The sequence below is a fragment of the Pseudidiomarina halophila genome, from assembly GCF_003987215.1.
Lineage (GTDB): Bacteria > Pseudomonadota > Gammaproteobacteria > Enterobacterales > Alteromonadaceae > Pseudidiomarina > Pseudidiomarina halophila.
The window spans coordinates 455,905-475,808 of the sequence record NZ_PIPW01000001.1 but is presented as its reverse complement, the minus strand read 5'-3'; the positions used below and the strand labels follow the sequence as shown (position 1 = coordinate 475,808).

The 19,904-nt window shown below is 51.7% G+C and carries 21 protein-coding genes and 8 tRNA genes; 16 read left to right on the top strand and 13 right to left on the bottom strand.

Features of this window, described 5'->3' with window-relative positions:
* Position 1: 1 nt before the first annotated feature.
* Entirely contained in the window at positions 2–622 is a 621-nt protein-coding gene (locus tag CWI69_RS02265) for an arylesterase (RefSeq protein ID WP_126761496.1), read from the top strand.
* 124 nt (positions 623–746) lie between these two features.
* Here the strand turns inward: CWI69_RS02265 and CWI69_RS02260 are convergent.
* The 6 genes from CWI69_RS02260 to gltX all read right to left on the bottom strand — a co-directional run bounded on the left by CWI69_RS02260 (position 747) and on the right by gltX (position 3,405).
* Positions 747–822, bottom strand: a tRNA-Glu gene (locus tag CWI69_RS02260).
* A gap of 59 nt (positions 823–881) precedes the next feature.
* Positions 882–957: transfer RNA gene (locus tag CWI69_RS02255), tRNA-Glu, on the bottom strand.
* A gap of 36 nt (positions 958–993) precedes the next feature.
* Positions 994–1,069 (bottom strand) — tRNA-Glu (locus tag CWI69_RS02250).
* A gap of 37 nt (positions 1,070–1,106) precedes the next feature.
* Positions 1,107–1,182 (bottom strand) — tRNA-Ala (locus tag CWI69_RS02245).
* Positions 1,183–1,350: 168 nt separating this feature from the next.
* The gene (gene can, locus CWI69_RS02240; RefSeq protein WP_126761494.1) at positions 1,351–1,980 is read right to left on the bottom strand and encodes a carbonate dehydratase; all 630 of its coding nucleotides are present in this window, start codon (positions 1,978–1,980) and stop codon (positions 1,351–1,353) included.
* Between the two features lie 12 nt (positions 1,981–1,992).
* On the bottom strand, positions 1,993–3,405 hold the full coding sequence (gene gltX / locus CWI69_RS02235; protein ID WP_126761492.1) for a glutamate--tRNA ligase: 1,413 nt from the start codon (positions 3,403–3,405) through the stop codon (positions 1,993–1,995).
* 217 nt (positions 3,406–3,622) lie between these two features.
* On the opposite strand from gltX, the gene CWI69_RS02230 reads away from it, so the two are divergent.
* Positions 3,623–3,698 (top strand) — tRNA-Val (locus CWI69_RS02230).
* A 39-nt stretch (positions 3,699–3,737) separates the two neighbouring features.
* A tRNA-Val gene (locus CWI69_RS02225) sits at positions 3,738–3,813 on the top strand.
* A gap of 112 nt (positions 3,814–3,925) precedes the next feature.
* Here CWI69_RS02225 and CWI69_RS02220 read toward each other — a convergent pair.
* From CWI69_RS02220 to CWI69_RS02210, 3 genes are read right to left on the bottom strand one after another with little or no spacing between them, the layout of a single operon-like run.
* Complete coding sequence (locus tag CWI69_RS02220) at positions 3,926–4,414, bottom strand: DUF2919 family protein (RefSeq protein ID WP_126761490.1); 489 nt, start codon at positions 4,412–4,414, stop codon at positions 3,926–3,928.
* A 4-nt stretch (positions 4,415–4,418) separates the two neighbouring features.
* On the bottom strand, positions 4,419–6,443 hold the full coding sequence (gene uvrB / locus CWI69_RS02215; protein ID WP_126761488.1) for an excinuclease ABC subunit UvrB: 2,025 nt from the start codon (positions 6,441–6,443) through the stop codon (positions 4,419–4,421).
* Positions 6,443–7,801 (bottom strand): MATE family efflux transporter, encoded by a 1,359-nt coding sequence (locus CWI69_RS02210; protein WP_126761486.1) that lies wholly within the window; start codon positions 7,799–7,801, stop codon positions 6,443–6,445. Before CWI69_RS02210 ends, uvrB begins: the two co-directional genes overlap by 1 nt.
* Positions 7,802–8,004: 203 nt before the next feature.
* Here CWI69_RS02210 and CWI69_RS02205 point away from each other — a divergent pair, with 203 nt between their 5' ends.
* From CWI69_RS02205 to CWI69_RS02195, 3 genes are all read left to right on the top strand, one after another.
* Positions 8,005–9,189: a pyridoxal phosphate-dependent aminotransferase gene (locus CWI69_RS02205; protein ID WP_126761484.1), complete on the top strand. Its 1,185-nt coding sequence runs from the start codon at positions 8,005–8,007 to the stop codon at positions 9,187–9,189.
* A 529-nt stretch (positions 9,190–9,718) separates the two neighbouring features.
* Positions 9,719–9,795 (top strand) — tRNA-Asn (locus CWI69_RS02200).
* A gap of 38 nt (positions 9,796–9,833) precedes the next feature.
* Positions 9,834–9,910 (top strand) — tRNA-Asn (locus CWI69_RS02195).
* Position 9,911: 1 nt separating this feature from the next.
* Here CWI69_RS02195 and CWI69_RS02190 read toward each other — a convergent pair.
* The gene (locus tag CWI69_RS02190) at positions 9,912–11,000 is read right to left on the bottom strand and encodes an MJ1255/VC2487 family glycosyltransferase (protein ID WP_126761482.1); all 1,089 of its coding nucleotides are present in this window, start codon (positions 10,998–11,000) and stop codon (positions 9,912–9,914) included.
* 13 nt (positions 11,001–11,013) lie between these two features.
* Positions 11,014–11,538 (bottom strand): phosphatase PAP2 family protein, encoded by a 525-nt coding sequence (locus CWI69_RS02185; RefSeq protein WP_126761480.1) that lies wholly within the window; start codon positions 11,536–11,538, stop codon positions 11,014–11,016.
* 176 nt (positions 11,539–11,714) lie between these two features.
* On the opposite strand from CWI69_RS02185, the gene rsxA reads away from it, so the two are divergent.
* Genes rsxA through CWI69_RS02135 form a run of 10 tightly spaced genes read left to right on the top strand, consistent with a single transcriptional unit; the run spans position 11,715 to position 19,192 of the window.
* The gene (rsxA, locus tag CWI69_RS02180) at positions 11,715–12,299 is read left to right on the top strand and encodes an electron transport complex subunit RsxA (RefSeq protein WP_126761478.1); all 585 of its coding nucleotides are present in this window, start codon (positions 11,715–11,717) and stop codon (positions 12,297–12,299) included.
* Positions 12,296–12,859 (top strand): electron transport complex subunit RsxB, encoded by a 564-nt coding sequence (gene rsxB / locus CWI69_RS02175; protein ID WP_126761476.1) that lies wholly within the window; start codon positions 12,296–12,298, stop codon positions 12,857–12,859. The genes rsxA and rsxB overlap by 4 nt, the downstream gene beginning before the upstream one ends.
* Positions 12,859–14,469: an electron transport complex subunit RsxC gene (gene rsxC, locus CWI69_RS02170; protein ID WP_126761474.1), complete on the top strand. Its 1,611-nt coding sequence runs from the start codon at positions 12,859–12,861 to the stop codon at positions 14,467–14,469. The genes rsxB and rsxC overlap by 1 nt, the downstream gene beginning before the upstream one ends.
* On the top strand, positions 14,466–15,524 hold the full coding sequence (gene rsxD, locus CWI69_RS02165) for an electron transport complex subunit RsxD (protein WP_126761472.1): 1,059 nt from the start codon (positions 14,466–14,468) through the stop codon (positions 15,522–15,524). Before rsxC ends, rsxD begins: the two co-directional genes overlap by 4 nt.
* Positions 15,521–16,156, top strand: a complete 636-nt coding sequence (gene rsxG / locus CWI69_RS02160; protein ID WP_126761470.1) for an electron transport complex subunit RsxG — start codon at positions 15,521–15,523, stop codon at positions 16,154–16,156. Before rsxD ends, rsxG begins: the two co-directional genes overlap by 4 nt.
* Positions 16,153–16,839 (top strand): electron transport complex subunit E, encoded by a 687-nt coding sequence (locus CWI69_RS02155; RefSeq protein ID WP_126761468.1) that lies wholly within the window; start codon positions 16,153–16,155, stop codon positions 16,837–16,839. The genes rsxG and CWI69_RS02155 overlap by 4 nt, the downstream gene beginning before the upstream one ends.
* A 15-nt stretch (positions 16,840–16,854) precedes the next feature.
* On the top strand, positions 16,855–17,493 hold the full coding sequence (gene nth / locus CWI69_RS02150; RefSeq protein ID WP_126761466.1) for an endonuclease III: 639 nt from the start codon (positions 16,855–16,857) through the stop codon (positions 17,491–17,493).
* A 37-nt stretch (positions 17,494–17,530) separates the two neighbouring features.
* Complete coding sequence (gene gloA, locus CWI69_RS02145; protein WP_126761464.1) at positions 17,531–17,929, top strand: lactoylglutathione lyase; 399 nt, start codon at positions 17,531–17,533, stop codon at positions 17,927–17,929.
* Positions 17,926–18,573 carry a ribonuclease T gene (gene rnt, locus CWI69_RS02140; protein ID WP_126761462.1) on the top strand — a complete coding sequence of 216 codons (648 nt, stop codon included), beginning with the start codon at positions 17,926–17,928 and terminating at the stop codon, positions 18,571–18,573. The genes gloA and rnt overlap by 4 nt, the downstream gene beginning before the upstream one ends.
* Before the next feature lie 4 nt (positions 18,574–18,577).
* On the top strand, positions 18,578–19,192 hold the full coding sequence (locus CWI69_RS02135) for a DUF2238 domain-containing protein (protein WP_126761460.1): 615 nt from the start codon (positions 18,578–18,580) through the stop codon (positions 19,190–19,192).
* Between the two features lie 15 nt (positions 19,193–19,207).
* Here the strand turns inward: CWI69_RS02135 and CWI69_RS02130 are convergent, their stop codons facing one another.
* Together CWI69_RS02130 and CWI69_RS02125 are read right to left on the bottom strand one after the other, a co-directional pair.
* A complete protein-coding gene (locus tag CWI69_RS02130; RefSeq protein WP_126761458.1) occupies positions 19,208–19,384 on the bottom strand; it encodes a DUF6435 family protein in 177 nt (58 codons plus the stop codon).
* 68 nt (positions 19,385–19,452) lie between these two features.
* Entirely contained in the window at positions 19,453–19,890 is a 438-nt protein-coding gene (locus tag CWI69_RS02125) for a nucleoside deaminase (RefSeq protein WP_126761456.1), read from the bottom strand.
* Positions 19,891–19,904: the final 14 nt, after the last annotated feature.

Sequence of the window (19,904 nt, the reverse complement as noted above, 5' to 3'; positions counted from 1 at the left end):
TATGAAAAATTTCCTAATAAAATTTGGATTTATCGTCGCATTATTAGTACTTGTACGTCCAGTTTACGGAAATGTCTCACTGGTCGTTTTAGGCGATAGCTTAAGTGCCGGTTACGGCATGTCACAACAACAGTCATGGGTTGGCGTGTTGCAGCAACGCTGGCAACAAACGCATCCCTCGATCGAACTCATTAACGCCAGTATCAGCGGTGACACCACTCAGGGCGCCTTAAACCGTCTCGAAGGTATTATCAAAACCCATCAACCCGATGCGGTATTCGTTGAGCTCGGTGGTAATGATGGTTTACGTGGCTTCACGCCAACTACGATCAAAGCTAATTTGTTACAAATCATAAACCGGTTACAAGCGGAGAATATTAAAGTTGCGGTGAGTCAGATAAGAATTCCGCCGAACTACGGCCGGCGCTACAGCGACATGTTTGCGGATATTTTCCCAGACCTGACGACATCGACCGATACCCTGCTGGTACCCTTCTTTATGGAGCAGATTGCATTAAACCCGGAATTGATGCAGAACGATGGCATACACCCCAATGAAGACGCGCAAGATGATATCGCTGACATTATGGAGCCGCATCTTTTGAACTTGCTAGAGCGTTAATCGTACGCTCCGTTGTTCGTTATTCGTACGCTTTGCTGTTCGGAAGTGAAATTACGAACAACGAATAGTGAGCGTAGCGAATGTACGAGTAACGAGTAACGGTTGGATTTTTATCTTGAAGAAGTGGCGTCCCCTAGGGGATTCGAACCCCTGTTACCGCCGTGAAAGGGCGGTGTCCTAGGCCTCTAGACGAAGGGGACCCTGGACTTGCTGGCTTTTGCGTAGTGCACAAGCCATGGTGCGTAACGTTTTGAATATGTGGCGTCCCCTAGGGGATTCGAACCCCTGTTACCGCCGTGAAAGGGCGGTGTCCTAGGCCTCTAGACGAAGGGGACCCCGGACTTGCAATCGGCTGGTTGCGTTGAGTAAGTTGGCGTCCCCTAGGGGATTCGAACCCCTGTTACCGCCGTGAAAGGGCGGTGTCCTAGGCCTCTAGACGAAGGGGACGCATATCTTACTTTGCAACACGAGTGCTGAAGTGAATTGGTGGAGCTAAGCGGGATCGAACCGCTGACCTCTTGCATGCCATGCAAGCGCTCTCCCAGCTGAGCTATAGCCCCAGTACTTCAGTACCCTGACAGCGGGGCGAATTCTATGGTAATTGCGGCCTCACCGTCAACCTTTTTTTTGGCAAAATGAAGCGTTTGCTCCATTTTTAGGCAGTTCGCGCAAAACCTCGCCGAACCGCCTTAAAATTGTGCGATAAAATTTATCGCACAGCACTGTGGTTAAGCGTCGAAATGATAAATCCGGTCCAGCGATTCGCGATCCCGCACGGTGACATCCATATTACGAACTAAGCCATCTTTCAGGCTGTAAACCCAACCGTGAATCGCCAGCTCCTGGCCGCGATCCCAGGCACTTTGCACAATAGTTGTTTTTGCCAGGTTGCGGACTTGCTCGATAACGTTTAATTCGCATAAACGGTCGACCCGGGCGTCATCATCAAGCCCTTCAAGTTCATCATGATGCTCACGGTAAATATCTTTAATGGGATACAACCAGTGATCGACTAAACCATGCGAGCAGCTCTCTGTAGCAGCACGAACGCCACCACAGCCGTAATGACCAACCACCAGTATGTGCTTTACCTTTAATGCATCTACCGCGTACTGCACCACTGACAAACAGTTGAAATCCGTCTGAATCACCTGGTTCGCCACATTGCGATGAACAAACAATTCTCCCGGTGCCATGTCCACCACCTGATTGGCAGGAACACGGCTGTCGGAACAGCCAATCCAGAGAAATTCCGGCGTCTGCTGGTTTACCAAATTGGCAAAAAACTCAGGATCAAGCTCGAGCTGACGCTGCGCCCACTCTCTGTTCTTGGCGAGTAACTGTCGAATTTTTGGCATCGCTCGGGCGTCCTATTGTTGTGCTTGTTCACGCTCATTAATGAACGAAATCGCTCGCGCGATGCGTCCAATCACCTGCTTCTGATCCAGGAGCTCAAGCGTGACATCCAGCGACGGTGAATTACCAGAACCGGTCGCAGCAACGCGTAATGGCATCCCTACTTTACCCATACCGACCCCGAGATCATCAGCCGTGGTCTGGATCGCCGCTTGAATGGTTGCAGCATTCCAGTCATCCAAACTGGCCAGACGATCTTTGACTGCCTCAAGAGCTTCGCGCGCCACAGGACGTAAGTGCTTTTTCGCTGCAGCTTCATCAAAGGCTTCAAATTCTTCGTAGAAATAGCGCGCTGAGGTTGCCATTTCTTTTAAGGTTTTCACCCGATCAGCCAATAACGGGATGATTTTTTCCAACGCTGGACCTTTGCTGACGTCAATGGCCTGGTCACTGAAGTGCCACTGCAAATGCTCGGCCACTTCGCCAACCGGCAAGGCTTTCATATAGTGTTGGTTAAGCCAGTTTAATTTTTCCGTGTTAAAGGCTGACGCAGCTTTATTGACGTCATCTAAGCGGAAGTACTTAATCATCTCGTCCAGGCTGAAGATTTCCTGATCGCCATGTGACCAGCCCAAACGCACCAGATAGTTCAGTACTGCTTCGGGCAGGTAGCCATCATCGCGGTATTGCATCACGCTAACCGCACCGTGACGTTTTGACAGCTTCTTGCCATCATCGCCAAGAATCATCGAAACATGCGCGTACTCAGGCACTGGCGCACCAAGGGCTTGCAGAATATTGATCTGCCGCGGCGTATTATTAATATGGTCTTCGCCACGCACCACGTGGGTGATGTCCATTTCCCAGTCGTCGATGACCACGCAGAAGTTATAGGTCGGTGTGCCGTCGCTACGTGAGATGATCAAATCATCAAGTTCGGTGTTGGCGAATTCGATTGGTCCACGAATATGGTCGTTAAACTTAACCGAACCCGTTTGCGGATTGCGAAAACGCACTACAAAGCGATCGCCACTGACATTTGGGTTGTCGCGGCAATGACCGTCGTAACGCGGCTTTTCGCCCCGCTCCATTTGTTCTTCCCGCATTTTTTCCAGGCGTTCAGTCGAGCAATAGCATTTGTAAGCTTTATCTTCCGCCAGCAGCTTGTCGATAAAGTGGGTGTAACGATCGAAACGTTTGGTTTGGTAGTACGGACCGTCGTCCCAGGTTAATCCTAACCATTCCATACCTTCCAGAATGGCATCGATTGCGGGCTGAGTAGAACGTTCGCGGTCAGTATCTTCAATACGTAATACGAACTTCCCACCGGCTGCTTTGGCAACCAGCCAGGAATAAAGTGCCGTGCGCGCGCCGCCGACATGTAGGTATCCAGTTGGACTGGGGGCAAATCGAGTGACTACCGTCATAATAGTTGCATTCTCCGCATCATTCGGGTTATTTTGCAGCGTAGTTTACCAACAACCGCGCGGACTCGCATCACTGGTTTTGGTGAATCCTGTGTTATTCGTCAATGAATCGTCGGCGAATTGAATAAAAAGGCAGCAGTCAGTACATAAGGGTGATATTTTTTATTGACAGGGCAGCGTAGCTCCCTATAATACCGCCCCGCAACGCAGAGAAAACGGATGGTTAGCTCAGTTGGGAGAGCATCGCCCTTACAAGGCGAGGGTCACTGGTTCGAGCCCAGTACCATCCACCACTCTACTCCTCTGCAAAACGTTGCAAGCACTACCCAGATGGATGGTTAGCTCAGCTGGGAGAGCACCGCCCTTACAAGGCGGGGGTCACTGGTTCGAGCCCAGTACCATCCACCACTTCCCAAGCGTTTAGTAGCCCGTAGTTCTACTACGGGGAAGCTAGCCGGTTCCGCAATGTACCTCACTGGGCAAAACCTGCCATCTCCGCAATGTAATTCACTTCGCTAAACTACCCCTCGTCGCTTGCTTTTTCACTTGCTAATAACTCGAAAAAGCGTTTCAGATGGCGCGAATACAGCAGTAACCAGAACGCAATCAGCCAGGCAAAAATAATCAGCGCTTTAACAAATGCGAAATGCGGCCAATTTGCCGCCACTAAGCTAAATAATAAAACCCCATCAGCAAGCCAGCTGAGCCATAGTAATACTGGCGCGATACGTGCAAACCTTGGCACCCAGGCTGGCATATCCGCTTTTATCTGCGTCAGCATCACCACTACGGCAAGCGCCGGCAAACCGACACTCAAGGTCAGCACAAACTGTTCCGTGTTGGAGTAGAAGAACTGCAACAAACGCGAGCGATCTTCACTAAAGGTGAGCGAGATGATCCAGGCCAGATAGCCGCGCAAAAATAGCGCCAGGACAAACATCAGCGCCAATGGTGTGCGCAGCTGACCATCGGCCGTAATATAACGTTCATCACCCAGTTGCAGTTGCATACACCTACCCCAGAAGTTTCAGTCGTTCGCGTAAGCTACCGACGTCATCACGCAGTTGTGCTGCTTTTTCAAACTCGAGGTCTTTCGCCGCCTGGTACATTTCTTTTTCGGTGCGCTCTAACACCTTCATCAACGCCACCGGATCATTCAAGTTCACGTCGTATTTGGCTTCCGCTTCGGCTACCGCACGACGCTCGTCATGGCTCTTACGACGTTTTCTCGCGCCGCCTAAATCCATGACATCGGTCACACCTTTGGTCAGCCCTTTCGGCGTAATACCATGTTCTACGTTGTACGCCACCTGCTTCTCACGGCGGCGATCGGTTTCGTCAATGGCACGCTGCATCGAGCCGGTAATTTTATCACCGTATAAAATCGCTTTACCGTTAACATTACGCGCCGCGCGACCAATGGTCTGAATCAAAGCGCGGTCAGAGCGTAAAAAGCCCTCTTTATCGGCATCCAGAATTGCAACCAGGCTGACTTCCGGCATATCCAGACCCTCACGCAGCAGGTTGATACCAACCAGTACGTCAAATTCACCCAGTCGCAAGTCGCGAATAATTTCCATCCGCTCCACCGTGTCGATATCTGAGTGGAGGTAACGTACTTTAATACCGTGTTCATCAAGGTAGTCGCTGAGATCCTCTGCCATTTTCTTGGTCAGAGTGGTCGCCAGCACGCGTTCTTTCCGTTCAACCCGGAGCCGCACTTCAGACATCAGATCATCCACCTGAGTCGCCACCGGACGCACTTCAATTATCGGGTCAATCAGCCCCGTGGGTCGCACCACCTGCTCAATCACTTCGCCCGCGGATTTTTCGATTTCATACTTACCCGGTGTCGCCGAGACATAAATCGTTTGCGGCGCAATGGACTCAAATTCAGCAAACTTCAGTGGCCGGTTATCCAGTGCTGAAGGCAGACGGAAGCCATAATTAACCAGATTCTCTTTGCGCGAGCGATCCCCTTTGTACATGGCGCCCACTTGCGACACCGTCACGTGCGATTCGTCGATAATCAACAAGGCATCGTCCGGCAGATAATCCAGCAAGGTCGGTGGTGGCTCGCCCGGCGCACGGCCAGACAGGTAACGGGAATAGTTTTCAATGCCCGAGCAATAGCCGAGCTCCAGCATCATTTCAATATCGTACTGGGTGCGCTGAGAAACCCGCTGCTCTTCTACCAGCTTGTTTGCCGCAAGCAGCTCCTGCTTGCGATCTTTCAGCTCTTCTTTGATCTGCTCAATAGCTTTTAAAATGGTTTCGCGTGGTGTCACATAGTGCGTTTTCGGATAAATCGTTGCGCGCGCGACATCGGCCTGCGTCACCTGCCCGGTCAGCGGCTCGAAAAAGCTGATGCGATCAATTTCATCGTCAAATAACTCAAGCCGTACCGCCATTTCTTCAGATTCAGCAGGAAAAATATCGATAACTTCACCGCGTACCCGGTAGGTACCACGCTCAAATGCTGCGTCGTTGCGTTTGTATTGCAACTGCGCCAGACGGCGCAGTACATCGCGCTGATCAATGATGTCACCGCGGCGCAGGTGAAGCATCATTTTCATATAGGATTCAGGATCACCCAAACCGTAAATACAGGACACTGAGGCGACCAGAATAACGTCGCGACGCTCCATCAGCGCTTTGGTCGCTGACAGTCGCATTTGCTCGATGTGATCGTTTATCGATGCGTCTTTTTCAATAAAGGTATCGGTGGTTGGCACATAAGCTTCTGGCTGATAATAGTCGTAATAGGAAACGAAGTACTCCACCGCATTATTGGGGAAGAATTCTTTCATCTCGCCATACAGCTGTGCCGCCAGCGTCTTATTGTGTGCCAGAATCAAAGTTGGCCGTTGCACGTTTTGAATCACATTGGCCATAGTAAAGGTCTTACCCGAGCCGGTGACCCCCAGCAAGGTTTGATGCGCCAGGCCTGCTTCAAGATTGTCCACTAAGCTTTCGATGGCCTGGGGTTGGTCCCCGGCCGGTTTATACTCAGAGACTAATTCGAACGAACGTGCCATTAAGCAACCTCCTCGTTTCGTTGTTTTCGCAGACCGCGCTGAAACCATTGCCAGGCAATGCCAGCGGTGAGTACATTCGCAACCACGCCCCCGACAAATAAGCCCGGAATATCAGCAATTAATGAGCCGAGATAGCTAAGGGGCACAAACATCACAAATAGCCGCACAATACTTAGTGCTAACGCCGACATCGGCTCGTGCATCGCATTAAAGCTCGAGTTGGTCAAAATGATAATGCCCTGCATGCCATAACCCAGCGGCATAATATAAATAAATAAGCGGATAATACGCGCCACTTCAGCATCGTCGGTAAAGACCTGAGCAATATAAGGGGCGCCAATCACTAAAATAAGATAAATCACCAACTGCACCACTACCACACTGCGGATCGCTGTCAGATAGGCCTCGCGCACCCGGTCATGTTGCATTGCACCAAGGTTTTGACTGATAAGTGGCGGCAGACTCATCGACAGTGCCAGAATGATGACACTCGCTAAAGATTCCAGCCGCGTGCCAACGCCAAAAGCTGCCACTGCAGGGGCGCCGTAAGATGCAATAATCGCGGTCATTACCGCCATGGCTAAGGGCGTAAGCATATTGGCACCAGCTGCAGGTAAACCAATATTAAGAATTTGCCGGGCTGACTTCACCGGGTGCGCATGCTCAGGCACTTTAAAGCTAATTAACCCTTTGTAGTACAGGTACCACAGCACCAGTATCGTACCAATGGACCAGCTCAGCACACTGGCAAGTGCTGCACCCTGCACACCCATTGCCGGAATAGGACCCAGGCCAAAAATCAGAATGGGATCGAAAATGGCGTTTAACAGACCGCCGGAAGCCATGATGATAGAGGGTGTGCGGGTATCGCCGGACGAGCGCAGCACCGCGTTACCGACCATAGGAATCACTAAAAAGGTCGCGCCGGCGAACCATAAGATCATGTAGTCGTGGATCAGTGGTAACAGTCGTTCCTGCGCCTGCAACGCGGCAAAAATCGGATCCATGAATAAGAAGCCGAGCAGTGACAATGCCGCAACCAGTAATGCCGAAACCGTTAAGGCAATAACCCCATCAAAGCGCGCATGATCAACATTGCCCGCTCCACGCTTACGCGCCAGCACGGCGGAGGTACCAATCCCCAGACCTATGGCCAGACTTACCACACTAAAAGTTACCGGGAAGGTAAAGCTCACAGCAGCAAGCGGATCCGTACCCAACATCCCGACAAAGAAGGTATCAACAACATTAAAGCTGATCAGAGTCAGGACACCAATGATCACTGGCCAGGTCATTTGCCAGAGCGTAGCTGGAATTGGGTCATTGGTTAGTGATTTTGCCGATACTGCTGAGGCCATTCAGAGTTCCATTTACACCAGTGATTGTAAGTTAGATTTCACGATTATTGTCAGACGTATGCGAAGTCAGCTAGTGTAACGGATTTACCCCATTGACGCCATGTAGCGCACAAAAGAATGCCCTGATACGAGTTGCGATCATGGACAAAAACAGCTTGGGATCATATAGTAAACACCTTCATTTAGACCCACAGGAAAGTGCCGTGAACTACCCATTATCCGATCGCATCAATGCAATACAACCTTCTCCAACGCTGGCCGTGTCGCAAAAAGCCGCCGAGTTAAAATCAGCAGGCCATGATGTCATTGGTCTGGGCGTTGGTGAGCCGGACTTTGATACCCCTGAGTTTATAAAAACAGCAGCCAAGGCTGCGATTGATGCAGGTCATACAAAATACACGGCAGTTGACGGTATCGTCGAACTCAAACAAGCCGTTATCAACAAGTTTAAACGCGACAATGAACTGACCTACGAGCTGCCTGAGATCTTAATTTCAGCCGGTGGTAAGCACAGCATTTTTAACTTACTGAGCGTGTGGCTGAATCCGGGCGACGAAGTTTTGATTCCGGCACCTTATTGGGTTTCCTACCCGGATATGGCCAAACTTGTCGGTGCTGAACCTAAGTTCATCAATGCAGGCATCGAGCAGCGCTATAAAATTACCCCTGAACAACTGGCCGCAGCCATTACCCCGAAAACCCGCTTGTTGTTCCTTAATAGTCCGTCGAACCCTACGGGCACGGCCTATACGAAAGAAGAACTGGCGGCGCTGGCTGATGTATTGCGCAGTCACCCTCAGGTACTGATTGCCAGCGACGATATGTATGAACATATTCTGTGGGCAGACTTCCCGTTCGCCAACATCGCCATGGCCGCGCCTGATTTACGTCACCGCATTGTCCTGCTGTCGGGAGTTTCCAAAGCTTATGCGATGACCGGTTGGCGCATTGGCTATGCTGCGGGACCTAAACCTCTCATCGCTGCGATGAAGAAGATGCAGTCACAAAGCACGTCAAACCCGGCCAGTATCAGCCAGTACGCAGCGCTCGCAGCACTCAACGGCGACCAGAGCTGCATCACCAATATGGTCAGCGAGTTCAAAAAACGCCACGACTATTTAGTTGCAGCACTGAACGCTATTCCGGGCATGCGCTGCATTGAGGGCGATGGCACCTTCTATGTTTTCGCTAATATCGAAGCAATGATGGCAGAGAAAGGTTTAATCTCTGATATCGAGTGGTGTGAAGCACTTCTGAAAGAAAACAAAGTGGCACTGGTACCAGGTTCAGCATTTGGTGCGCCCGGACATTGTCGCCTGTCCTTCGCGACGGATCTGGACACGCTCAAAGAAGCCGTAGCACGCATTACAGCTTTTGCTAACAATTAAGTAAGTTATTCTCGCCACAACATAATTTATAAAATGCCCCGATCTTCACGGTTTCGGGGCATTTTTTGTGCCAAAAATTCATCAAATGAATGAAGAAATACACAACTACTGGTGAATCGCTGTACAAGCAAAAATAATTAAAAAAAGAAATTGAGACGATATCAATGGTTTAGTGTAAGCTATTGATTCATCGTTGTTTATATTTTTAAACTCACTTTTTAATCAATCTCTTAATCGCCCGCAAACCAGCGTAATTTAAGGCTTCTCACATATCTGTTCACAAGGTTATCCACAGATTTAGTGGATAAGATCTGCAAGCCCATGAGTGACGTGCCTTTGCCCTCGCTGTGGATAACCGACAACGATTGCGCATTATGCTTTATGTTATAGTCGCGCAAGTTTCCGTGACTTGACAAAAACTATTTTTTGCAGCCCTGAACAGAAAACGCGCAAACGCGCATTTTTACTATTGACAGGCCGCGCAGGCACCTTTAACATTCGCTCCCGTTGTTAGGTGAGTTCGATGAGTTCCCCAGTAGCTCAGTTGGTTAGAGCGGTGGACTGTTAATCCATGTGTCGTTGGTTCGAATCCAACCTGGGGAGCCAACTCTCATCATCTCTAACACGACCCATACCCTTGCAATTCCCCAGTAGCTCAGTTGGTTAGAGCGGTGGACTGTTAATCCATGTGTCGTTGGTTCGAATCCAACCTGGGGAGCCAGCTAGCTTCGTTGCAAACGCAAATCACTTCGTAAATCACTCCGTAATAAATCCCGATAATCACTTTGATCCGCCTGTCGCCATAAGCGACGACTTAGTTCTGCCACCGGCGTCTCCGCCCCAGCCGCCAACCAGGCCGCAATTTCCGCGCCGACATCAGGCCAGAAGCATTGATTCCGCTGAGCGGTCGCAAACCAATCGGCAAGACTCGAAGGGGTAATCTCACTCAGTTGCGACGCCAATCCCAGCTCGGCCAGACAGCGGGCATTTGCCAGTTGTTCAAATTGCCCTGCCAGTGGTCGTACTAATAGCTTTTTACCGTACGCCAGAGCCTCACAGCTGGTTTCAAAGCCGGCATTGCTAATGACCCCTTCCGCCTTAACAAAATGCTCAGCAAAGCGCTGTCTGGACGGTGGGTAATAATCGATACCGGCGATGCGCTGACGCTTGGCATCAGGATGGAAGACACTGAATTTGTACTGGGGAAACTGCACCAGCAAACGATGGACATTAAGCAGCGACTCAAAGGGCAGATAAACCAGGTAACGATCCGTTTCAATTTGCTCGGCAACCGCGCGATGATGCACGATAGGCGGCAAAATATGATTGCCGTCAGCCACCCAATGCATGCCGACGACATCCTGTACTGGCGCGAACCAGCGGATCAGCTGTTGATAGAACCAGGGCAATTTCAGGGTCTGCGTCGGTTTATAAAAGGCATATTGCCGGCCGATACCGATACAACGTTTACCCTGACGCCGCGCCGCCCAGGCAACCACCGGTTCATAATCCGTTACCACTAAATCATAGGCAGTTAAATCCAGTGCTTTAACATCGTCCCAGAACTGTTTCCAGTCGTTCTGGGCCAGGGTTTTACGCACATTGATCTGACCGTGCTCGACTGCAAAGGATAGGCCTTTGCGCCATTGCCAGCCAGGGAATGCCTCCATATCAAAAAAGTGTTCACGGGCGCGGCCGGATATTAAATAATCAACCTGCACCGAGGGATGCTGTTGCAACGCTTCAGCTAAAGCCGTACAACGACTTAGATGACCGTTCCCAGTGCCTTGAACTCCGACTAATATGCGCATAGATAAACTCCTGTTAACTTATCAGTTGCAACGCTATGAATGCTAAACCGCTGCCAAGTACTGCTCCGGCGAGAATATCGCCGGGGTAATGCACACCAAGCAAGATACGGGAAAGTCCGACGCCGGTAGCCCAGCTCATCCACAGCGGGGTCCACGCCGGATAAAAGCTACTGGCGATACCGGCGAATAAGAATGCCGCGGTGGTGTGGCCCGACGGAAAACTAAACTGGTCGTGCGCGCGTATCACCGCAGTGATTGATAAGGTTTGATAAGGACGGGGGCGTTTGAGCCAGCGCTTGATTAAGATGAACAATGGAATTTCGATGCTAAAGCCGGCAGCTAAGGTCAGTACGAATGCGTTGCCGGGAGCCGCGCTGGTGGAGCCTAAAAGCAGTGCAATGAGTGCGTAACAGTGACCGTCACCTGTGCGTGACAACACGCGTATCCAGCGTTGTTGCTGAAAGCTTTGCGACCGTTGCGAACACCAACAAAACCATTGTTGGTCATAGCGACTCAAAGTAGCTAACCAGCGAACCATAACAGGCTCCTTCGTTCCTGTTGTTGCGGTCAATTTACCCGGTAAAAATGGCGGTTTTGCTACAGCACCGTGAAGATTCCGTGACAAAGTTCAATAACACTACAGTCTGTCGGTTGTTTCATAGCGCTAAACATTCGATAATACGCAAGATTTAATAGCTGATTCGGGCGATTCAAATGGGTGAGTATTTGCTACTGCTGGTAGCGACAGTACTAGTCAACAACTTCGTATTGGTGAAGTTTCTCGGTTTGTGCCCCTTTATGGGGGTTTCCAACAAGCTTGAGACCGCCATCGGTATGTCTGCGGCCACGACCTTCGTGCTGACGCTCGCATCGGTGTGCAGCTACCTGGTAAATCATTATTTACTGGCACCTTTTGATCTGCTCGCCCTGCAGACCCTTAGCTTTATCTTGGTTATCGCCGTGGTGGTGCAGTTCACCGAAATGGTGGTGCATAAAACCAGCCCGACCTTGTATCGCTTGCTGGGCATCTTCTTACCCTTGATCACCACGAACTGTGCGGTGCTGGGTGTGGCGCTGCTGAACATCAACGAACAACACAATTTCATTGAGTCTATCGTGTACGGCTTCGGTGCCGCTATCGGCTTCTCACTGGTGTTAATTTTATTCTCTGCCCTGCGTGAACGCCTCGCTGCAGCAGACGTACCTTTACCCTTCAAAGGTGCGGCGGTTGGCATGATCACGGCGGGCTTAATGTCACTTGCCTTTATGGGCTTTAGCGGCCTGGTGACCCTTTCATGAGTATTGTTACCGCTCTGATTGCCATTGGCGTATTAGCGCTTATCTTCGGTCTGGTGCTCGGTTTTGCCGCGGTGCGCTTCCGGGTGGAAAGCGATCCTATCGTTGAACAAATCGACGCCCTGTTACCACAAACCCAGTGCGGCCAGTGCGGTTATCCCGGCTGTCGGCCATACGCCCAGGCTATCGCCAACGGCGAAGACATCAATAAATGCCCGCCGGGTGGCGAAGCGACCATCAAAGCTTTAGCGGACTTGCTGGGCGTCGAGCCAAAACCGCTCGACTCGGCCCATGGCACCGAAGACGTGAAGAAGGTCGCGGTGATTCGCGAAGATGAATGTATCGGTTGTACTAAGTGTATCCAGGCGTGTCCGGTCGATGCGATTTTGGGCGCTGCCAAACATATGCATACAGTGATTGCCCATGAGTGCACCGGTTGTGATCTTTGTGTCGAGCCCTGCCCCGTCGATTGTATCGATATGGTACCGGTGCCAACGCGACCAGATAACTGGCAGTGGGATCTGGAAAAAATTCCAGTACAGATTGTGGAGGCAAAGTCCTGATGTCCGCAGCAGCCAAGAAGGCTATCGAAACTGGTAAAATCTGGACATTCCCGGGTGGCATTCATCCACCAGAGCGAAAAGAACTGTCCAATCACTCGCCCATCGGCCAATTGGCATTGGCTGCCACCTACGTGGTGCCGATCAAACAACATACCGGCGCACCTGGCGAGATCTGTGTTGCGGTCGACGAGCGCGTTTTGCGCGGTCAACCGTTAACCCAATCGACCACGGGCCAGGGTTTGCCTGTGCATGCACCAACTTCGGGCACGGTGACAGCGATTGGTCCCGGCCGCATCGCGCATCCGTCCGGTATGGCGGATATCGTCATCCGCATCCGTGCTGACGGTGAAGATGAGAGCGTACCGCAACAAGGGCTAACCGATTACACTCAGGTTTCCCGCGCCGAGCTGCTGGACAGCATTCGCCTCGCCGGTATTGCCGGCTTAGGTGGCGCCGGCTTCCCGACAGCACAGAAACTAGCTCTGCAACGCCCGATTGATTACCTGATTATTAACGGTGTCGAGTGTGAACCCTACATCAGTGCCGACGATCGGCTGATGCGCGAGCATGCCGAGAGTATTATCGACGGCGCGGAAATTTTGTTGCACCTTGCCGGTTGCAACAAAGGTCTGGTCGCCATTGAAGACAATAAGCCTGAAGCTATCGCAGCAATGCAGGACGTGCTGCAACAGCACCCGCATTTCAGTTTACGGGTGGTGCCCACCAAATATCCGTCGGGCGGTGAAAAACAACTGATCCAGTTATTAACCGGACGCCAGGTGCCAAGCCGTGGTTTACCCATTGATATCGGCCTGATCATGCAGAACGTCGGTACCGCTTACGCCGTGAGCCGCGCCATTCGTCACGGTGAAGCGCTGACCGAACGGGTGGTTACGGTGACCGGTGAAGCCGTCGCCAAACCGGGCAACTATTGGGTGCGGATTGGCACACCGGTGGCCCATGTGCTGCAGCAAACCGGCTTTCAGGCGCAGGATAACGAACAACGCATTATCATGGGCGGACCCATGATGGGCTTTACCCTGCCCGACGTCGATGTACCCATTGTGAAAATCAGTAACTGCCTGCTGGTTCCCAGCACCACTGAGCTGGCTCCTGCACAACAGGAAATGCCCTGCATCCGTTGCGGCGCCTGTTCCGATGTCTGCCCGGCCGAGCTGTTACCGCAACAGCTGCAGTGGTTGGCGAAAGCCAAAGATCACGAAGGTCTGGAAAAGCAGAATCTGTTTGATTGTATCGAATGCGGCGCATGCGCTTACGTCTGCCCGAGTGAAATTCCGCTGGTACATTATTACCGTAAGGCAAAAGCCGAGATCCGTAATATCGCGCGCGAGAAAGCCAAAGCGGAAATTGCCCGCGAGCGCTTTGAAGCGCGCAACGAACGCTTAGAACGCGAAAAAGAACAACGGCTGGAGCGCCATCGCAAAGCTGCGGAAGCGCGTAAGAAAGCGCAGCAGGAACAAGTAAAATCTGGCGGTGATAATCCGCAGGACGCGGTTCAGGCCGCCATTGCCCGCGCCAAAGCGCGCAAAGCCGCACAACAAAAAGCTGCCGATGAACAAGCGTCATCAAACGACGAGGATAACGCATGACCTTTAAACTCGCTGCGTCGCCGCACAGTCATCAACGTCGCACCACAAAACAGGTCATGCGCTGGGTTTATCTGGCTCTGGTACCGGGTTTACTGACGATTATTTATTTCTTCGGTTGGGGTGTGATTTGGCAGCTTATGCTGGCCGTTATCACCGCCTGGGTCGCCGAAGCACTGTGCATGAAACTCCGCGGCCGGCCAATAGAATCCGCCTGGCACGATCATACCGCCCTGGTTACCGCAATTTTACTGGGCATCAGCATTCCTGGTTTCGCCCCCTGGTGGATTATTGTCATAGGTACGGCGTTCTCCATCATCATCGTTAAACATGTTTACGGTGGCGTCGGAATGAACATCTTTAATCCCGCCATGGCCGGTTACGTGGTACTGCTGATTAGTTTTCCGGTACAAATGACCAGCTGGCCGCTGCCGGTGCAACTGAGCCAGATCGACCTTAGTTTCTTTGACAGCGCGGTACTTATTTTCACCGGCTACACCCCCAGTGGTTACGATTTAGAACAATTGCGCATGGGCGCCGATGGCATGACCATGGCAACGCCACTGGACAGCCTGCGCACTGCCCTGAATCACGAAATGACCATCGACGAAGCACTGCAACAACCGATTTTCGGCAGTATTGCCGGTTTGGGCTGGCAATGGGTCAACGCCGCGTTCCTGTTAGGTGGTCTAGTCCTACTTAAAGTGCGGGTGATCAACTGGCACATTCCGGTAGGTATGTTGCTCGGTTTAGCCGTTCCAGCTGCCCTGGCCTGGATGTTCAGCCCTGACCAGAGCGTGTCGCCGGTCATGCACCTGTTCAGCGGTGCCACCATGCTCGGCGCCTTCTTTATTGCCACGGATCCGGTCACTGCTGCGACCTCAAACCGCGGCCGCCTGTATTTCGGCTTACTCATCGGCTTCCTGGTATTCGCAATCCGTACCTGGGGTGGTTACCCTGACGCCGTAGCTTTTGCCGTGTTGCTGGCCAACATGACGGTTCCCGTGATTGATAAGTACACCCAGCCCGTCGCCTACGGCCATGGAGAGAAATCATGATCGCCCGCAGTATGCAACGTAACGGACTCATCCTCGCGGCTTTTGCCGTGGTCGCTACCCTGTTGGTGATGCTGACTGCGCGGCTGACCGCCGAGCCCATCGCCCGTGAACAACAGCGTGAACTGCTGCAGGTGCTGAATCAATTGATCCCACCGCAAGCGCACGACAACGACCTTTATGCGAGTTGCCGGTTAATTGACGATCCCGCCCTGGCTGCATCGCCGACGCCTATGTATCTGGCAACCCAAAACGGCGAACCCACCGCCGCCGCTTTCGAAGTGGTCGCGCCCAATGGCTATTCCGGTGGTATTCGCTTGCTGGTCGCCATTAACTGGGACAATACCGTTGCCGGGGTGCGTACCCTCAAGCATCAGGAAACGCCGGGACTGGGCGATAAAATCGAGCGCCGCAAAAGCGACTGGATCACCAGCTTCAACGGCATGACCGTGACCGGACCTGATGATCAGCGCTGGGCCGTGCAACGCGACGGTGGCGTCTTCGATCAATTTACCGGTGCTACTATTACCCCACGCGCAGTCGTGCAAGCGGTCGCGCGCACCGTCTCCAAATTTAAACGCAATAAAGACCAGTGGCTGCAACAAACCACCGCCTGCGGAGGTCAATCGTCATGAGCTACAAGAGTATTACCTGGCAAGGACTCTGGGAAAACAATCCGGCCTTAGTACAACTGCTTGGCCTGTGCCCATTATTAGCAGTGACCGCCACGGTCACCAATGCTCTGGGGCTGGGGCTGGCCACCTTGCTGGTGCTGGTAGGTTCGAATATTACCGTTTCGCTGGTCCGCAACTGGGTTCCGAAAGAAATTCGAATTCCGGTGTTTGTGATGGTCATTGCCACCTTTGTGACTATGATTCAGTTACTGATGAATGCCTACGTGTATGGCTTATATCAGTCGTTGGGGATTTTTATTCCACTGATTGTCACCAACTGTGCCATCATAGGTCGGGCCGAAGCTTTCGCCTCAAAGAATCCGTGGCGGCGCTCGGCGTTTGACGGTTTAATGATGGGGCTTGGCTTTACCTTAGTGCTTATCGTGTTAGGCGGCATTCGTGAAGTCATCGGCAACGGCACCCTGTTCGATGGTGCTGAACTGCTGCTCGGCGACTGGGCCGCAGCATTAAGAATTGAGCTGTTTGCAGTGGATTACCCACTGTTACTGGCGATATTACCGCCTGGTGCATTTATTGCCATGGGCTTTATCATTGCGATTAAGAATCTGATTGATCATTACCGTGAGCAGCGTGCCACCAAGCCGGCGAAAGAAGTCACCCGTGTTCGCGTCACAGCGCAATAACAATTTACCGGAATCATGAACAAACAAAAACGTATCGAGATATTAACGCGCCTGCGGGAGAATAATCCCAACCCCACCACGGAACTTGAGTTTGACTCAAGTTTCGAGTTGCTGATTGCGGTGATGCTTTCGGCGCAGGCCACCGATGTCGGCGTGAACAAAGCTACCCGCAAACTCTTCCCGGTCGCCAACACACCAGAGCAAATGCTCGAACTTGGCGTCGATGGCGTCAAGGATTACATTAAAACCATCGGTTTATTTAACGCCAAAGCTGAAAACGTAATTAAAACCGCAAAAATTCTGGTCGACAAACACGACGGCGAAGTACCCGAAGACCGTGCCGCATTAGAAGCGCTTCCGGGAGTGGGCCGCAAGACCGCCAACGTGGTTCTCAATACTGCCTTCGGCTGGCCAACCATTGCCGTGGATACCCACATTTTTCGGGTTTCGAACCGCACGAAGTTTGCGCCTGGTAAAACGGTTCGTGCCGTTGAAGACAAACTAGAGAAAGTGATACCGAGCGAGTTTAAAGTGGATGCGCACCATTGGTTTATCCTGCACGGTCGCTACACCTGCATCGCACGTAAACCCCGTTGCGGCAGCTGCATTATCGAAGATTTATGCGAGTATAAAGACAAAACCTCGGACGATTGATTTCGACCGCTGAATTCAGACAAGTAAGGAGTACGCTATGCGAATGCTACACACCATGTTGCGTGTCGGCGATCTGGACCGCTCTATCAAGTTCTACACTGAACTGATGGGCATGAAACTACTACGCCAGACGGATAATGAAGAGTACACCTACACCCTCGCCTTCGTTGGTTACGGCGATGAAAAAGACCATACAGTGCTTGAGCTGACGTACAATTGGGACAAGAGCGAATACGACCTGGGTGACGGTTATGGCCATATCGCCATTGGCGTCGAAGATATCTATGGTTTATGTGAAGATTTAGAAGCCAAAGGTGCTGATGTTTACCGTAAACCTGGTCCCGTTAAAGGCGGTAAAACCGTGATTGCCTTTGTTCGTGATCCTGATGGTTATGCTATTGAACTGATTGAACGTAAAGAAAGCGACGACTTATGAGCGACGCCGAGCCGAGCTTAATGAAACAACGCTTCCGCGGCTATCTGCCGGTGGTCATCGACGTTGAAACCGCAGGTTTTAACGCCACGACCGATGCGCTGCTGGAAATCGCTGCGGTTACCCTCGAATTTGATGAGCAAGGCTGGCTGCATCCCGCTGAGCGCATTCATTACCACGTGAGTCCTTTCGAGGGCGCCAACATTGAGCAGGCAGCAATAGATTTTAATGGCATTGATCCGCATTCGCCATTGCGTGGCGCGGTACCTGAAGATGAAGCGCTCAAAGAAATGTTCAAGCCGATCCGCAAAGCGCAGAAAGACGCAGGTTGTCAGCGCTCAGTGCTGGTCGGACATAACGCGACCTTTGATCTGGGTTTCATGATGGCTGCCGCCGAGCGTAGCAACCTGAAACGTAATCCGTTCCACCCGTTTGTCACCTTCGATACCGCTGCACTGGCAGCGCTTACCTTAGGTCAGACGGTATTGATTAAAGCCTGTCAGGCCGCCGGTATCGCTTTTGACAGTAAACAGGCGCACTCGGCCTTGTACGACACCGAACGCACCGCAGAACTCTTTTGTTGGATGGTCAACCGCTACAAAAACCTTGGCGGCTGGCCCTTAGCGGGACACACCGAGAAGGATTAATCTCATGACCACTTCAGGCAATGGTTGGCAGTATCGAATTCCACATTTTCTTGCTGTTGTTATTATTGCCACCATGGTGTGGTCTTACATAAATCCTGCCGACATGACCGTGTGGTGGGCGGAGATGGTGCCTATCATCGCCATTTTCCTTGGTTTGGTGGTGACCTATCCAAAGTTTCGCTTCAGCAACACCAGCTACGTTTTAATGAGCGTGCTCCTGATCCTGCATACCATAGGCGCACACTACACCTTTGCCAACGTGCCCTTTGACTGGTTCAGCGACTTCTTCGGTTTCGAACGCAATCACTACGATCGCATGTCACACTTCAGTGTCGGCTTTTACGCCTACCCTGCCGCCGAGTTATTGCTTCGCAAGCAATGGGCCCGTCCCGTTACCGCGATGTTCTTCGGCTTGTTTTTCATTATGTCCGTGGCTGCTGCATACGAAATCATTGAATGGCAGTTCGCCGTCATCGAAGGCGGCGACGCCGGCATCGAGTTCCTCGGTTCACAAGGCGACGTCTGGGATGCCCAGAAAGACATGCTCGCCGACACCTTAGGCGCAATTTTTGCCTTGCTACTGTTCGTGTTTTCGCGCTGGGTTAAACCGGCGCGGTAAACCCGCGCCTTGCGTTTACTTTTGTTCTACTTCCATCGCCTGGATCTTCTTCCAAAGCTCGTCGGCTTCCTGGCTGATCCCTAAACTGCCGCGGATATCGCCATTGCGCTGCATTTCCACAGCTTTTAGCTGGAGCTGCTCCAGCTGTTTACGCATCTTTTTAGTCGGGTTCGACTTAAATAATCCAAACATTATGGTGTCCCCTTTAGAGTTTGGATTTAATACGTTCGATCACTGAGAATAGTTTGCTGGATTCAACACTATTCACCAATATCTTCAAACCAGAGCTCGGGCTTGTCGGCGATGAACGTTGTCATCAGCTCAATACAGGTCGGATCCTGCAACACCTCGACTTTCACGCCAGCTTTACGCAGGCGGTCCTCGGCGCCCATGAAGGTCTGGTTCTCTCCGACAACAACATGAGGAATGCCGTACAGCTCGATTGCCCCTGAGCACATACAGCAGGGTGATAACGTCGTGTAAATGACGCACTCTTTGTAGACCGATGCTGGCTGCCGACCGGCGTCAGCAAAAGCGTCCATTTCGCCATGCAAAATAGGACTGCCGCTTTGCACACGACGATTGTGCCCACGACCAATAATCTTACCGTGATACACAATGACGGAGCCGATGGGTACACCGCCCTCTTCCAGTCCTTTTTTCGCCTCTTCAATGGCGGCTTGCATGAAGTTGTCCATAATTGTTCCTTGCC

Bases quoted from the DNA above. Each gene is read 5' to 3' on its own strand.
- CWI69_RS02265 (WP_126761496.1), top strand. From the start codon at position 2: ATGAAAAATTTCCTAATAAAATTTGGATTTATCGTCGCATTATTAGTA.
- can (WP_126761494.1), bottom strand. From the start codon at position 1,980: ATGCCAAAAATTCGACAGTTACTCGCCAAGAACAGAGAGTGGGCGCAG.
- gltX (WP_126761492.1), bottom strand. From the start codon at position 3,405: ATGACGGTAGTCACTCGATTTGCCCCCAGTCCAACTGGATACCTACAT.
- CWI69_RS02220 (WP_126761490.1), bottom strand. From the start codon at position 4,414: ATGCAACTGCAACTGGGTGATGAACGTTATATTACGGCCGATGGTCAG.
- uvrB (WP_126761488.1), bottom strand. From the start codon at position 6,443: ATGGCACGTTCGTTCGAATTAGTCTCTGAGTATAAACCGGCCGGGGAC.
- CWI69_RS02210 (WP_126761486.1), bottom strand. From the start codon at position 7,801: ATGGCCTCAGCAGTATCGGCAAAATCACTAACCAATGACCCAATTCCA.
- CWI69_RS02190 (WP_126761482.1), bottom strand. From the start codon at position 11,000: ATGCGCATATTAGTCGGAGTTCAAGGCACTGGGAACGGTCATCTAAGT.
- CWI69_RS02185 (WP_126761480.1), bottom strand. From the start codon at position 11,538: ATGGTTCGCTGGTTAGCTACTTTGAGTCGCTATGACCAACAATGGTTT.
- rsxA (WP_126761478.1), top strand. From the start codon at position 11,715: ATGGGTGAGTATTTGCTACTGCTGGTAGCGACAGTACTAGTCAACAAC.
- rsxB (WP_126761476.1), top strand. From the start codon at position 12,296: ATGAGTATTGTTACCGCTCTGATTGCCATTGGCGTATTAGCGCTTATC.
- rsxC (WP_126761474.1), top strand. From the start codon at position 12,859: ATGTCCGCAGCAGCCAAGAAGGCTATCGAAACTGGTAAAATCTGGACA.
- rsxD (WP_126761472.1), top strand. From the start codon at position 14,466: ATGACCTTTAAACTCGCTGCGTCGCCGCACAGTCATCAACGTCGCACC.
- rsxG (WP_126761470.1), top strand. From the start codon at position 15,521: ATGATCGCCCGCAGTATGCAACGTAACGGACTCATCCTCGCGGCTTTT.
- CWI69_RS02155 (WP_126761468.1), top strand. From the start codon at position 16,153: ATGAGCTACAAGAGTATTACCTGGCAAGGACTCTGGGAAAACAATCCG.
- nth (WP_126761466.1), top strand. From the start codon at position 16,855: ATGAACAAACAAAAACGTATCGAGATATTAACGCGCCTGCGGGAGAAT.
- gloA (WP_126761464.1), top strand. From the start codon at position 17,531: ATGCGAATGCTACACACCATGTTGCGTGTCGGCGATCTGGACCGCTCT.
- rnt (WP_126761462.1), top strand. From the start codon at position 17,926: ATGAGCGACGCCGAGCCGAGCTTAATGAAACAACGCTTCCGCGGCTAT.
- CWI69_RS02135 (WP_126761460.1), top strand. From the start codon at position 18,578: ATGACCACTTCAGGCAATGGTTGGCAGTATCGAATTCCACATTTTCTT.
- CWI69_RS02130 (WP_126761458.1), bottom strand. From the start codon at position 19,384: ATGTTTGGATTATTTAAGTCGAACCCGACTAAAAAGATGCGTAAACAG.
- CWI69_RS02125 (WP_126761456.1), bottom strand. From the start codon at position 19,890: ATGGACAACTTCATGCAAGCCGCCATTGAAGAGGCGAAAAAAGGACTG.